The sequence below is a fragment of the Agrobacterium sp. LR_9 genome (assembly GCF_041954855.1).
In the GTDB taxonomy this organism is placed as follows: Bacteria; Pseudomonadota; Alphaproteobacteria; order Rhizobiales; family Rhizobiaceae; genus Agrobacterium; species Agrobacterium leguminum.
Genome location: NZ_JAVAYA010000018.1, coordinates 58,319 through 71,717 on the forward strand (window position 1 = coordinate 58,319; position 13,399 = coordinate 71,717).

The window sequence follows — 13,399 nt, forward strand, 5'->3', positions numbered from 1 at the left end:
TCAGGCGTCCTTTCCGAAAAGTCCGGCGGGGCGGATGAGCAGCACAAAGGCCATGATGACGAAGATGACGATGTTGGAGGCCTCCGGGTAGAACACCTTCGTCAGCCCTTCGGCAATGCCGAGCATATAGCCGGTGACGATGGCCCCCATGATCGAACCCATGCCGCCGACCACGACCACGGCAAAGACGACGATGATGAGGTTCGTGCCCATCAGCGGCGAGACCTGATAGATCGGCGCGGCGAGAACCCCGGTGAAACCGGCAAGGCCGGCACCCAGCGCGTAGGTCAGCGTCAGGAGAACAGGCACGTTGATGCCGAAAGCCTGCACCAGCGTCGGGTTTTCCGTCGCAGCGCGCAGATAGGAGCCAAGCCGGGTCTTTTCGATCAACGCCCAGGTGGCGATGCAGACGATGAGCGAAATGACGACGACAAAAGCGCGGTAATTCGGCAGGAACATGAAGCCGAGATTGGTGCCGCCGGCAAGCTGCGGCGGAACGGAATAGGGCTGGCCAGCAGCGCCATAAAGCCAGCGGAACGTGCCTTCCACCACCAGCGCGAGACCGAAGGTGAAGAGTAGCCCATACAGCGGATCGAGATCGTAAAGCCGCGACAGCAGGAAGCGTTCGACAATCGCACCGAACAGCGCCACGACGAAAGGTGTGACGATGAGCGCCACCCAGAAATTGATGCCGAAATATTGCAGGCCGAGGAAGGCGACGAAAGCGCCGAGCATATATTGCGCGCCATGGGCAAAATTGATGACGCGCAGCAGGCCGAAAATGACGGCAAGGCCAAGCGACAGCAGCGCATAAAACGACCCGTTGATAAGGCCCACCAGCAATTGCCCGAGCAGTGCCTGAATTGGAACGCCGAAGATCATCGTCATGGTTAAACCCCCAGCACCTTGTTGAGCTCGCCCATGCGGCCGGAAAGCTCGCTGACCGGAAAATTGCTGACCATCTGACCGTGATCCATCAGGTAGAAACGGTCGGCGATACGGCTGGCAAAACGGAAATTCTGTTCGACCAGAACCACGGTCATGCCGCGGCTCTTCAGTTTCTGCAGCACCTCGCCGATGCGCTGCACGATGACCGGGGCAAGCCCTTCGGTCGGTTCGTCAAGCAGCAGCACCTTGACCCCGGTGCGCAGGATGCGCGCCATGGCCAGCATCTGCTGCTCGCCGCCGGAAAGCTTGGTGCCGGGGCTGGTGCGGCGTTCGTAAAGATTGGGAAACAGCTCGTATATTTCATCAAGCGTCATGCCGCCGGATGCGACGACGGGCGGCAGCTTCAGGTTTTCCTCGACGCTCAGCGTCGCGAAGATGCCGCGCTCTTCCGGCACGAAACCAAGGCCGTATTTCGCCGTGCGATGCAGCGGCACCGGCATCAGATCCTTGCCACCCAGCTTGATGACGCCCTTGCGGTTGCGGATGATGCCCATGATGGTGCGCAGCGTCGTGGTCTTGCCCACACCGTTGCGGCCGAGAATGGTGATAGTTTCGCCCTCGCCGACCGTCAGATCGACACCGTGCAGCGCCTGACTTTCGCCGTACCAGGATTTCAGGTTGGAGACTTCGAGCATCGCCGCCATATCAAGCCTCCTCCGTGCCCATATAGGCCGTGCGCACGCGCGGATCGGCGGCAACGGCGGCATAATCGCCCTCCGCCAGAATTTCACCGCGTTGCAAGACCGTGACGTGGTGACAGATATCGGCCACGACTTTCAGATTATGTTCGACCATCAGCACCGCGCGTGTCTTTGCCACCTCGCGGATGAGTTCGGCGACATGGGCGACATCCTCGCCGCCCATGCCGGCCATCGGTTCATCCAGCAGCAGAACCTTCGGATCGAGCGCCAGCGTGGTGGCGATTTCGAGAACCCGCTTGCGGCCATAAGAAAGATCGGCCGCAAGCGCATGTTTTTCCCGTGTCAGGCCGACCATGGCGATCAGTTCCTCGGCGCGGGCGTTCAGCCTGTCGAGCGAGGAGAGCGGCAGCCAGAACTGCGTTGCAAGGCTGTTCGGCCGCTGCAACGCCACCCGCACATTTTCCAGAACCGTCAGATGCGGAAACACCGCCGATATCTGGAAAGACCTGACGAGGCCGAGACGCGCCACCTTGTCCGGCGGCGTCCTTGTTATGTCCGTTCCCATGAAGGTGATCGCCCCGCCTGTCGGCTGGAGAAACTTGGTCAACAGGTTGAAGACCGTTGTTTTGCCGGCACCGTTCGGACCGATAAGCGCATGCACGCGGGCATGGTGGACGTCGAGATCGACGTTTTTCACGGCCGCGAATGCGCCGAAGGTCTTGGAGAGACCGCGCGCCGAAAGAACGACGCGAGGTTCGGCCTGCCCGGCAAGGGCGGGAGCGATCGTCATCAAGCTTTCCCCTTTTTATTCTTCTTTACTGCGTTACCAGCGGGCAACCGCTCTTTGCGGGGTCCATGAAGGCTTCCTTGCCGGGGATGGTGGCAAGTACCTTGTAATAATCCCACGGCTGCTTGCTTTCGTCCGGCTTCTTCACTTCCATGAGATACATGTCGTGGATCATGCGGCCGTTGGCGGCGACATGGCCGTCTTTCGAGAAGACGTCGTTGACCGGCATTTCCTTCATGGCCTTGGCGACGGCATCGGCATCGTCTGTGCCGGCCTTTTCGATGGCCTTCAGGTAGTGTAGCACGGCGGAATAGGTGCCGGCATGCACCATGTTCGGCATGGCGCCGGTGCGTTCCTTGAAGCGTTCGCCGAATTTGCGCGATTCATCGTCGCGGTCCCAATAAAAACCTTCCGTCAGCGTCAACCCTTGAGCCGCTTCGAGACCGAGGCCGTGGACTTCGGCGAGCGTGAAGAGAAGCGCCGCGAGCCGCTGGCCGCCGGCGACGATGCCGAATTCGGCCGCCTGCTTGATGGCGTTGGAGGTATCGAGACCGGCATTGGCAAGACCGATGACCTTCGCGCCCGAGGACTGCGCCTGCAGCAGGAAGGAGGAATAGTCCGTCGTGGCAAGCGGATGGCGCACGGAACCCAGAACCTTACCGCCATTGGACTTGACGAAATTCGACGTGTTTTCTTCCAGCGAATAACCGAAGGCATAGTCGGCGGTCAGGAAGAACCAGCTGTCGCCGCCCTGCTTGACGAGCGCGCCACCGGTGCCGACCGCCAGCGAATAGGTGTCATAGGCCCAATGGAAACCATAGGGGCTACACTGCTTGCCGGTCAGCTCGGTGGTTGCCGCACCCGTATTGATGGTGATCTTCTTCTTGTCCTTGGACAGCGCCTGCACGGCAAGGCCGACCGACGACGAGGTCAGTTCCATGATCGAATCGACCTGTTCGGTATCGTACCATTGGCGGGCGATATTGGAGGCGACGTCCGCCTTGTTCTGGTGGTCGGCGGTCACCACTTCCACCGGCGCATCGAGCACCTTGCCGCCGAAATCCTCGACCGCCATCTTCGCGGCTTCATAAGAGTATTTGCCGCCGAAATTGGCGTAGACGCCCGACTGGTCGTTCAAGATGCCGATCTTGACCTTGCCGTCCGAAATCTCGGCGGCATAAGCGGCGGTGCCAGCGGCCAGCGCCATGGCCGTGGATAAAACGATACTCTTGCGCATGACTTCTCCTCCCAGAGATGATTGCGAGCCTCAGATTGTCTGTGCAACGGTGAACGAACCGCGTGGGGGACCTGCATGCCATTGCACCCGAATGGTCACACCGCCCTCCTCAAAGCGATGCATCCTGAGCCTAGACTTCTCGAATTCGGCCGTTGACACAAGAGCGGGGCATCATCAAATTGCGAACAGGAACTGTTCATTTTTGAACAGAACTCTTGATGGGAGACAAATATGGCCACCCCTTTCACCTGGGACGACCTGCAATATTTTCTGGCCGTGGCCCGCACCGGACAGCTCTCATCGGCAGCCCGAAGCCTGCGCACCAGCCACGCCACCGTCTCCCGCCATATCGACCGGCTGGAATTCTCGCTTAAAACCAAGCTGTTCGAGCGAAACCCGCGCGGTTATGAACTGACGACCGTCGGGCGGCGGCTGGTGGATACGGTCGAGCGTATCGAGGCGGAAGCCGAAAGGCTGCAATCGGATATTTCCGAAAGCGGCAGCCTGCTGCGCGGCGTGGTGCGCCTTAGCGCGCCTGAAGGTTTTTCCAATTTTTTCTTCGTGGAAAGGCTGAAAGACTTCGCCATCACGCATCCCCACATCATGGTGGAAATGGTGACGATCCAGCAGATCATGGCGCTTTCCAGAAAGGAGGCGGATGTGGCCGTCACGCTCGATCCGCCGAAGGCCGGTCCCTATATCAATGAACAGATCATCGATTATACGCTGCATATCTATGCCTCGCGTTCCTATCTCGCCGGACGGCCGAGAATCACCAAGCGCGAGGACCTGCTCGATCACTTCTTCATCGGTTACGTACAGGACCTGATCTTCTCACCCGGCCTTGATTATATGCGCGACGTGCTGCCCGGCCTGCGTCCGGGCTTTCAGTCCTCGAGTATTTTCGCGCAGCTGACTGCCACGCTGAGCGGCCGGGGCCTGTGCATCCTGCCGAATTTCATCGCCGCGCGCTTCCCGGATTTGCAGATGGTGCTTGCCGGCGAAGTGGAACTGCGGCGCGGCTACTGGCTGACGAGCCATCAAGACCTTGCCAATGTGCCGCGTGTGCGCTCGCTAATGGACTTCATTCTCACCACGGCGCGCGCGCATGAAAAACTCTTCATCCTCGACCGCCGGATGATGGTCTGAACAGCCATCGTTCACATTTCGGCGACACCGTGTCTACGCGCGGCCGGTTGGAGGATGCGCGTCCCAGCCTATATGACTGACAACAACGAAGCCGGTTTGTGAAGACCGGCATCCTCCGACATCTGGAAGGTCATCATGAAAAAGATCGGATTCCTGTCCTTCGGCCACTGGACGCCCTCGCCCCAGTCGCAAACCCGCTCGGCTGCGGACACGCTGCTGCAATCGATAGACCTCGCCGTCGCGGCGGAAGAGCTGGGCGCCGACGGCGCCTATTTCCGCGTGCACCATTTCGCCCGCCAGCTTGCCTCGCCCTTTCCGCTGCTGGCCGCCGTCGGCGCGCGCACGAAAAAGATCGAGATTGGCACCGGCGTCATCGACATGCGTTATGAAAACCCGTTCTACATGGCGGAGGACGCCGGTTCGGCCGACCTCATCGCCGGCGGACGCCTGCAGCTCGGCATCAGCCGCGGCTCGCCGGAACAGGTGATCGATGGCTGGCGCTATTTCGGTTACCGCCCGGCCGAAGGCCAGAGCGAAGAAGACATGGCGCGTCAGCACACCGAAGTCTTCCTCGAGCTTCTGAAAGGCGAAGGTTTCGCCGAACCGAATCCGCGCCCGATGTTCCCGAACCCGCCCGGCCTTTTGCGGCTGGAGCCGCATTCCGAAGGGCTGCGCGAGCGCATCTGGTGGGGTTCGAGTTCCAATGCAACGGCGGTGTGGGCGGCAAAGCTTGGCATGAACCTGCAAAGCTCCACGCTGAAGACGGATGAAACGGGCGAGCCTTTCCATGTGCAGCAGGCGCAGCAGATCCGCACCTTCCGGGAAGCCTGGAAGGAAGCGGGCCACACCCGCGAACCGCGTGTATCGGTCAGCCGCAGCATCTTCGCCCTCGTCAACGACCGCGACCGGTCCTATTTCGGTTACGGCAACGAAGGCGATGACAAGATCGGTTATATAGACGACAAGACACGCGCGATCTTCGGGCGCAGCTATGCCGCCGAGCCGGAAAAACTGATCGAACAGCTGAAAGCCGACGAGGCCATCGCCGAGGCCGATACGCTGCTCCTGACCGTGCCGAACCAGCTGGGCGTCGATTACAACGCCCATGTGATCGAGACGATCCTCAAGCAGGTGGCGCCGGCTCTCGGCTGGCGCTAAATTTGGAAAAATTGCATCATCCACACTCCGTCACCCCGGACTAGATCCGGGGTCCAGCGCGATCAAGTCTTTGATCGCGAAAGACTCTTCTCACGGCGCAGACGCGCCGTGGCTGGACGCCGGATCTAGTCCGGCATGACGGAGGACGGGCTTCCCTCCCTTAAAATCCGGGCTTTATACCGCTGCTCATTTCACCGCCTTGCCATAACGGGCGAAGCTTTCCGCCAGCGGCGTCGTGCTGGCGCCGGGGCGCTCCGGACGTTTGTAGACACCGTCCCGAACATGGATCGGCTCTTCGAAGTGATCCTTGATCCAGGGAATATATTCGAGAATGGTTGAAGCCGGATGCCAGTAGCTCAGATGCACATGCACCTGGCTCATCTCGCCGGCATGCGGCACCACGGGCAGGCGATGGGCGAGCGCGAGATCGGCAACCTGAATATATTCGGTGATGCCGCCAAGCCGGGTCACATCAGGCTGGACATAGGCAACCGCACCGGCATCGATGAATGAGCGGAACGCATCCACCGTGTAAAGCTGCTCCCCGAGCGCAATCGGAATGGACGTATTGCGCGCCAGCCGCGCATGGCTCGTCACATCGTCATACCAGAGAGGCTCCTCGAACCAGTAAATGTCCAGATCTTTCGCCGCCGCGCAGAAACGCTGGCATGTGGGCAAATCCCACTTGCCGTTGCCGTCGATGGCGATGCGGATGGACGAACCGACACGCTTGCGCACGGCTGCAAGGCGGGCAATATCGATATTCGGATCGTCATGCCCGACCTTGATCTTCAGCCGGGTAAACCCATCCTCCTCCACCGCTCTCGCGCTACCCGTCAGCAAATCCTCCAGCGTGAAGGAAAGCCAGCCGATATCGGTATTATAGGCTTCCACCGCCGCAGTGCGCGCGCCGCCGAGATAGTGCCAGAGCGGCACGCCCGCCTTTTTCGCCTTCAGGTCCCACAGCGCAACGTCAACTGCGGCCAGCGCCAGATGGGTGATGCCCGCCCTGCCGACCCATTGCAGCGCCGGATAACGGGCCAGTTTCGTCCACAGCCTCGAATGGTCCGACGCATCCTCCCCCACCAGCAAGGGCGCGTAACAATCGCTGATGCAGGATGTGATCAGCCTGTCCGACGGCAGATGCGCGTGGGTGCCGGTAAAACCAAAGCCCTCAAGGCCATCGCTGGTGGTGATCTTTGCACCGACGACACCCCAATGGGTGATGCTGTGGGTGGAATCGGAAATGGATTCCGATGTCAGCGGCAGGTGCAGGATGAAAGGTTCGACGGCGGTAATTTTCATGATCGGTCATTCCTCGATTGCTGATTGCTTGCGGGGAGGAATAGACGCCACGTCCCCGCGACCATGGGCCGCGCAGATGGCTTTCGGGAAATTGCCAGACCGCCCTCCTCCAGCAGCTGGCTTCCGATGATGGATAGAGCTAAAGGAAAACCGGCTTTTGTAAAATAAAAAATTTTTTATTTTTAATATTCAACCATTGCCAGTCCCTCGAAGCTGGGCAATGATGCCGCCATGAACTCGCTGGTCAAAGTCACGCTCGCCGAACAGGCGCATCAGGAGCTGCGCGCGCGCATCGTCAGCGGCAGATTGCGCGGCGGCGAACGCCTGCTGCCCAATGAGCTTGCCGCCGATCTCGGCATCAGCCCCACGCCGGTGAAGGAAGCCTGCCTGAAACTCGAGGCCGATGGGCTGGTGGTCAATTCCTCCCGGCGCGGCATGGTTGTGCGCGATTTCACCGTGGAAGATGTGGAGGAACTTTACGCCGCCAGAATGCTGCTTGAAAAAGGCGCGGTGGAAGTGGCCTTCGACGCCGGGCAACTGGATGGAGCGCTGCACGCGGAACTTCTGGAAAGCCTTGCGAAACATCGTAAATTCGCCAAAGGCTCAACGCTCGACGAATTATCGAAAGCGCTTTTTTACGACCGCAGCTTCCATACGACCCTTGTGTCGGCGGCGCGCATTCCGGTCATTTCCGGCTCGCATGAGCGCATTCTCGACCAGACCCACACGGTTTTCGTCTCGATTCTCGGCGACTACGCCCGCTCGGTCGAAGAGCACCAGAATATCGCCGATGCCATCGCCGCCGGCAGCAAGGCCCAGATCGTCGATGCCCTGTGGCGGCATCTCGAGCGCAGCCGCCAGAATACGCTGCGCCAGGTCCGGCTGCTCAAAGAGGCCGGCGCCTGATCATTCCGCATATAGGGGAGGAACCGACATGATGCGCCACAAGCCGGACGCCGCAATGAGAGCGGCGCGAGCTACAACCGTCCCGTTCCGCATGGGGATTTCGCATCGATGACAGACCGGCTTTCCGCTGCAACCCTGCCCCGCCTGCCGCAATCCGTCACGACACCCGCCTATGACCGCCAAAGCGTCACGCCCGGCATCGTCCACCTCGGCGTCGGGGCCTTTCATCGGGCTCATCAGGCGGTTTTCATCGACGATTGCCTTAATCGCGGCGATACCCGATGGGGCATCGTTGCGGCATCGCTGCGCAGCCCGGATACGCGCGACGCCATCGAGCCGCAGGATAATCTCTACACCTTTTGCTTGCGAGATGGTGAGAGCGAGCGCCTGCGCATCATCGGTTCGATTCTCGAAACCATCGTCGCCCCGGAAGAGCCCGAACGGCTGGTGGAGCGGATGGCCGATCCGCGCGTCCTCATCGTCACACTGACCGTGACGGAAAAAGGTTACCTGACCAATCTCGCCTCCCGCAGCCCGCTGCGCGATCATCCCGATATCGTCCATGATCTCGAAAACCCGGAGCGGCCACGCTCCATCTTCGGCTTCATCCTTGCGGCCACACGGCGCAGGCGCAAGCAAGGTTCTCAGCCCCTGACGCTCCTTTCCTGCGACAACCTGCCCGCCAACGGCCATGTGCTGCAAAAGCTGCTGCTGGAATTTGCGGAACTGGCCGATCCGGAACTGGCACCCTTCATCGAAACCAATATTGCCTGCCCCTGCTCGATGGTGGACCGGATCGTTCCCGCCACCACGGATGCGGACCGCGAGGCGATTTCGACCGCACTCGGCCTCAGCGATGCCTGGCCGGTGGTGGCCGAACCCTATTTCCGTTTTGTCATTGAGGACCGTTTTCCGCATGGAAGGCCGGCGCTCGAGAAATCGGGCGTGGAATTCGTCGGCAATGTTGAGCCATACGAGCATATGAAGCTCAGAATGCTGAATGGCTCCCACAGCGCCATCGCCGCCATCGGCCAGATTGCCGGCCTTGCGACGGTGGCGGATGCATGGGGTGAAAAGCCCGTGCGCGATTTCATCGACGCCTATTGGCGCGAGATCGAACGGACGCTCGACCCCGCCGTTGACGGGGCGGAATTCGCAGCCGGCCTGCGGGATCGTTTCGCCAATCCCTCATTGCAGCACAAGACCATGCAGATCGCCTCCGATGCATCGCAGAAAGTGCCGCTGCGCATTCTTGGCCCCTTGCGCGAATTGCTTGCGGAGAAGGCTGAAAGCCGGACGGTTATTTTCGCCGTCGCGCTCTGGATCAGGTCCTGCGCGGACAAGAATGAAAAGGGGCAGCCGATCACCATTCTCGATCCCGCTTTCAAGGAGTGGGATGCGCCGGATCAACTGGCAATGGCGCCGGATGCGGTCGTCGACCGTTTTCTGACTTTCGAACGCACATTTGGCAGCGACCTGCCCGGGAACGAAACCTTCGTCCCAGCCCTGAAAGCCGCCTATCGAGACATTCGGGAGCAGGGCGCGCTTGCGGCAGTCGAGCGTTTCCTGAAGTCCTGAAAAAGAACAGGCCGGAAATCCGGCCTGTTCCCAACCTCGGTCGTCAGCCTTCAGGCGGTCGCCGCCAGCCGTGCCGCCTTGCGGCGTTCCACGCGGGCGCGGATGGCATCGACATCCGTGATCGGTGTCGCAGCGAAAAGCTGGCGGGTATAGGGATGCTTCGGATCGGCGAAGAGTTCCTCGCGCGTGCCCTGCTCCACCGCCACACCCTTCGAAATGACCATCACATCATCGGCGATGTAACGCACCACCGAAAGATCATGGCTGACGAAAACATAGGTCAGCTCGAATTCTTCCTGAAGGTCGGCGAGCAGGTTCAGAACCTGCGCCTGCACGGAAAGATCGAGCGCGGAGACCGGCTCGTCCAGCACCAGCAGCGCCGGGTTCAGCATCAGTGCGCGCGCAATGGCGATGCGCTGGCGCTGGCCGCCGGAAAACATGTGCGGATAACGGTTGAAATGCTCAGGACCGAGACCGACCTTCACCAGCATGGCTTCGGCCCGCTCGCGGCGCTCGGAAGCCGGTATTTTGGTGTTGATGACCAGCGGCTCCATCAGCACGTCGCCCACCTTCTGGCGCGGATTGAGGCTGCCATAGGGGTTCTGGAACACCATCTGCACCTTGGAGCGCATCTCCGTATCCGGACGGCGTCTGGCGATATCGACAGGTTTGCCTTCGATCTTCAGTTCGCCGCCGGATGCCGGATCGATCAGCGCGATGATGCGGGCCAGCGTCGATTTACCGGAGCCGGATTCACCGACGATGGCGAGCGTCTTGCCGCGCTCGACGGTAAAGTCGATGCCCTTCAGGGCCTGCACCGTCTTGGCGCCGCCGAACAGGCCGCCGGGAACGTGATAGTCGCGGGTAATGCCCTTGCCTTCGACAACGATACTCATTGAACGCCCTCCTTGCCGAAGAAATCGGAAACCGTGGGCAGACGGTCGCCGGTGGCATTTTCCGGCAGGGCCGAAAGCAATGCCTTGGTGTAGGGATGCTGCGGAGCCTCGAACAGGCTCAAGACATCCGCCTCTTCCATCTTGCGGCCCTTATATTGCACGACGACGCGGTCGGCGGTTTCCGCCACCACACCCATGTCATGGGTGATGAGGATCAGCGCCATGCCATATTCCGCCTGCAGGTTCATCAGCAGATCGAGAATCTGCTTTTGGATCGTCACATCGAGCGCAGTGGTCGGCTCGTCGGCGATCAGCAGGCGCGGCTTGGAAGCGATCGCAATCGCGATCATCACGCGCTGGCACTGGCCGCCCGACATCTGGTGCGGATAGGCCTTGAGCTTGGTTTCCGGCTCGGGAATGCCGACAGCCCGGAACAGCTCCAGGGCGCGCGCACGCGCAGCAGCGCCGCTCATGCCGAGATTGAGGCGCAGAACCTCCTCGATCTGGAAACCGACCGTGAAGGACGGGTTGAGCGAGGCGACCGGCTCCTGGAAGATCATGGTGATCTCGCGACCGATCACCCTGCGGCGCTCCTGCGGCGACATGGCCAAAAGGTTCTTGCCATCGAAGGTCATCTCGTCGGCGGTGATCGTCGCCGTATCGGGCAGAAGCCCCATGACGGCGAGCATCGATACCGACTTGCCGGAACCGGACTCGCCGACGATGGCCAGTACCTCGTGTTTGTCGACGGAAACATCGATGCCGTTGACGGCCGTGAAGGCGCCGGTGGCGGTGGCGAATTTGACGGTGAGGTTCTTGATTTTCAGCAGGCTCATCGCTCAGCTCCGCTTCAGTTTGGGATCGAGCGCATCGCGCAGGCCGTCACCCATGAGGTTGATGGCGAGCACCGAGATCAGGATCGTCAGGCCCGGAAGGGTCACGACCCACCAGGCGCGCAGCATGAATTCACGCGCGTCCGCCAGCATCGTGCCCCATTCGGAGGCGGGCGGCTGCGCGCCCATGCCGAGGAAGCCGAGAGCGGCGGCATCGAGAACCGCGGACGAAAAGGAAAGCGTCGCCTGAACGATCAGCGGCGCAAGGCAGTTCGGCAGGATAGTCTTGAACATCAGCCGGAAATTGCCGGCGCCGGCCACCCGGGCAGCAGTGACATAGTCACGCCGGAGTTCGCTCATGACGGCAGCACGTGCCAGACGCGCGAAATGCGGCTGATAGGCGATGGCGATGGCAATCATGGCGTTGGTGAGGCCAGGTCCAAGTATCGCGACCAGCACCAACGCCAAGAGCAGCGATGGAACTGCGAGAATGATGTCCATTACGCGCATGATGACGGTATCAATCCAGCCGCCGAAGAAACCGGCAACGAGACCGATGACGATGCCGCCCACAAGGGCGATGGAGACGACGACGACGCCGATAAATAGCGAATATTGCGCGCCGTAGATCAGGCGGGACAGCATGTCGCGACCCACCGCATCGGTGCCGAAGAAGAAGCCGGCACGGCCGCCTTCCTGCCAGACCGGCGGGACGAGAAGAGCATCACGATATTGCTGGGTGGGATCATGCGGCGCGATCAACGGCGCGAAGACTGCCAACAGCACCAGAAGGATGAAGACGGCAAGGCCGATGACGGCGCCGCGGTTCTGGCGGAAATAGAACCAGAAATCGGCAAGCATCCGGCGGCGGATGGCGGCGTCCGAAAGGCGGATGCCGGGAGTTGTGGTCACATCGGTCATTTGTGACGGATCCTTGGATTGATTAGGCCGTAGGTCAGATCGACGAGCAGATTAATGATCATCACCAGACCTGTGATCAGGAGCAGACCGCTCTGCACAGACGGATAGTCACGGCGCATGATGGAATCGATCATCCACTTGCCGATGCCCGGCCAGGAAAAGATGGTTTCGGTCAGAATAGCGCCGGCCATCAGCACACCAGTCTGCAGGCCTATGGTAGTTATAACCGGAATCATCGCATTTCTTAATGCATGGATGCCGACGACGCGCGCAGGTGACATGCCTTTGGCTCGAGCCGTACGGACATAGTCCTCGCCCAGAACCTCCAGCATCGCCGATCGTGTCTGTCGGGCAATCACAGCTAGCGGAATTGTGGCAAGCACAACGGAAGGAAGGACGAGATGAGACACAGCCGACGCGAACGCTCCCTTCTGTCCCGAAATTAAGCTGTCGATCAGCATGAAACCGGTAACGGAAGGAAAGAAATACATCAGCGAGATTCGCCCCGTGACAGGCGTCCACTGCAAAGCACCGGAGAAGAGGACGATGAGCTGTAAACCCCACCAGAAGATCGGCATGGAGAAACCGACCAGCGCAGTCGTCATGACGATCTGATCTAACCAGGAACCGCGACGAATGGCGGCAAGGGCACCGATAGGAACGCCGATCAAGGTTGCGATGATGATGGCAACGAGACCAAGCTCGACTGTCGCGGGAAAGAGCGACAGGAACTCGGTGAGGACCGGCTTCTTGGTGACCAGCGAATTGCCGAGATCGCCCTGAAGCAGCCGTCCAAGGAAATGGAGATATTGCTGCCAGATGGGCTGAGCAAAACCGAGCTGTTCGGCAAGCTGCGCATGCCTTTCGGGCGAAATGCCACGCTCGCCCGCCATCAACAGCACGGGATCGCCCGGCAGGACGCGCACGAAGGCGAAGGCGACGATGGTGATCCCGAGGAAGGTCGGAACGAGATAGAGAAGTTTGCCGAGAATGAACCGGATCATGGTTTTTTCCTGAAAAGACGCGCGGAAGAACAGGGT

At 60.5% G+C, this 13,399-nt stretch carries 13 protein-coding genes; 4 read left to right on the plus strand and 9 right to left on the minus strand.

The genetic code is table 11. From position 1 onward, the window contains the following. From RAC79_RS19185 to RAC79_RS19200, 4 genes are read right to left on the minus strand one after another with little or no spacing between them, the layout of a single operon-like run. Nucleotides 1-888 (minus strand): branched-chain amino acid ABC transporter permease, encoded by an 888-nt coding sequence (locus RAC79_RS19185; RefSeq protein WP_078052638.1) that lies wholly within the window; start codon nt 886-888, stop codon nt 1-3. 2 nt (nt 889-890) lie between these two features. Further along, complete coding sequence (locus RAC79_RS19190; RefSeq protein WP_065657340.1) at nt 891-1,592, minus strand: ABC transporter ATP-binding protein; 702 nt, start codon at nt 1,590-1,592, stop codon at nt 891-893. A 1-nt stretch (nt 1,593) separates the two neighbouring features. Further along, nucleotides 1,594-2,379 carry an ABC transporter ATP-binding protein gene (locus tag RAC79_RS19195; RefSeq protein ID WP_003522494.1) on the minus strand — a complete coding sequence of 262 codons (786 nt, stop codon included), beginning with the start codon at nt 2,377-2,379 and terminating at the stop codon, nt 1,594-1,596. Between the two features lie 25 nt (nt 2,380-2,404). Further along, a complete protein-coding gene (locus tag RAC79_RS19200; protein ID WP_080857693.1) occupies nt 2,405-3,613 on the minus strand; it encodes an ABC transporter substrate-binding protein in 1,209 nt (402 codons plus the stop codon). Nucleotides 3,614-3,844: 231 nt separating this feature from the next. Here RAC79_RS19200 and RAC79_RS19205 point away from each other — a divergent pair, with 231 nt between their 5' ends. Further along, on the plus strand, nt 3,845-4,762 hold the full coding sequence (locus RAC79_RS19205; RefSeq protein WP_065657343.1) for a LysR family transcriptional regulator: 918 nt from the start codon (nt 3,845-3,847) through the stop codon (nt 4,760-4,762). A 135-nt stretch (nt 4,763-4,897) separates the two neighbouring features. Next, on the plus strand, nt 4,898-5,920 hold the full coding sequence (locus RAC79_RS19210) for an LLM class flavin-dependent oxidoreductase (protein WP_003522491.1): 1,023 nt from the start codon (nt 4,898-4,900) through the stop codon (nt 5,918-5,920). Nucleotides 5,921-6,106: 186 nt separating this feature from the next. Here RAC79_RS19210 and RAC79_RS19215 read toward each other — a convergent pair whose 3' ends face one another. Beyond that, nucleotides 6,107-7,225 carry a mandelate racemase/muconate lactonizing enzyme family protein gene (locus RAC79_RS19215; protein ID WP_142845703.1) on the minus strand — a complete coding sequence of 373 codons (1,119 nt, stop codon included), beginning with the start codon at nt 7,223-7,225 and terminating at the stop codon, nt 6,107-6,109. A gap of 231 nt (nt 7,226-7,456) precedes the next feature. Here RAC79_RS19215 and RAC79_RS19220 point away from each other — a divergent pair, with 231 nt between their 5' ends. Next, nucleotides 7,457-8,131: a GntR family transcriptional regulator gene (locus RAC79_RS19220; RefSeq protein WP_137005306.1), complete on the plus strand. Its 675-nt coding sequence runs from the start codon at nt 7,457-7,459 to the stop codon at nt 8,129-8,131. Nucleotides 8,132-8,239: 108 nt separating this feature from the next. Further along, nucleotides 8,240-9,709: a mannitol dehydrogenase family protein gene (locus RAC79_RS19225; RefSeq protein ID WP_174040205.1), complete on the plus strand. Its 1,470-nt coding sequence runs from the start codon at nt 8,240-8,242 to the stop codon at nt 9,707-9,709. 50 nt (nt 9,710-9,759) lie between these two features. Here the strand turns inward: RAC79_RS19225 and RAC79_RS19230 are convergent, their stop codons facing one another. Genes RAC79_RS19230 through RAC79_RS19245 form a run of 4 tightly spaced genes read right to left on the minus strand, consistent with a single transcriptional unit; the run spans nt 9,760 to nt 13,363 of the window. Then, entirely contained in the window at nt 9,760-10,605 is an 846-nt protein-coding gene (locus RAC79_RS19230; RefSeq protein WP_003522486.1) for an ATP-binding cassette domain-containing protein, read from the minus strand. Then, the gene (locus tag RAC79_RS19235; RefSeq protein ID WP_003522485.1) at nt 10,602-11,441 is read right to left on the minus strand and encodes an ABC transporter ATP-binding protein; all 840 of its coding nucleotides are present in this window, start codon (nt 11,439-11,441) and stop codon (nt 10,602-10,604) included. Before RAC79_RS19235 ends, RAC79_RS19230 begins: the two co-directional genes overlap by 4 nt. A 3-nt stretch (nt 11,442-11,444) precedes the next feature. Continuing rightward, nucleotides 11,445-12,359 (minus strand): ABC transporter permease subunit, encoded by a 915-nt coding sequence (locus RAC79_RS19240; protein WP_142845705.1) that lies wholly within the window; start codon nt 12,357-12,359, stop codon nt 11,445-11,447. Then, the gene (locus RAC79_RS19245) at nt 12,356-13,363 is read right to left on the minus strand and encodes an ABC transporter permease subunit (RefSeq protein WP_142845706.1); all 1,008 of its coding nucleotides are present in this window, start codon (nt 13,361-13,363) and stop codon (nt 12,356-12,358) included. The genes RAC79_RS19240 and RAC79_RS19245 overlap by 4 nt, the downstream gene beginning before the upstream one ends. Nucleotides 13,364-13,399: the final 36 nt, after the last annotated feature.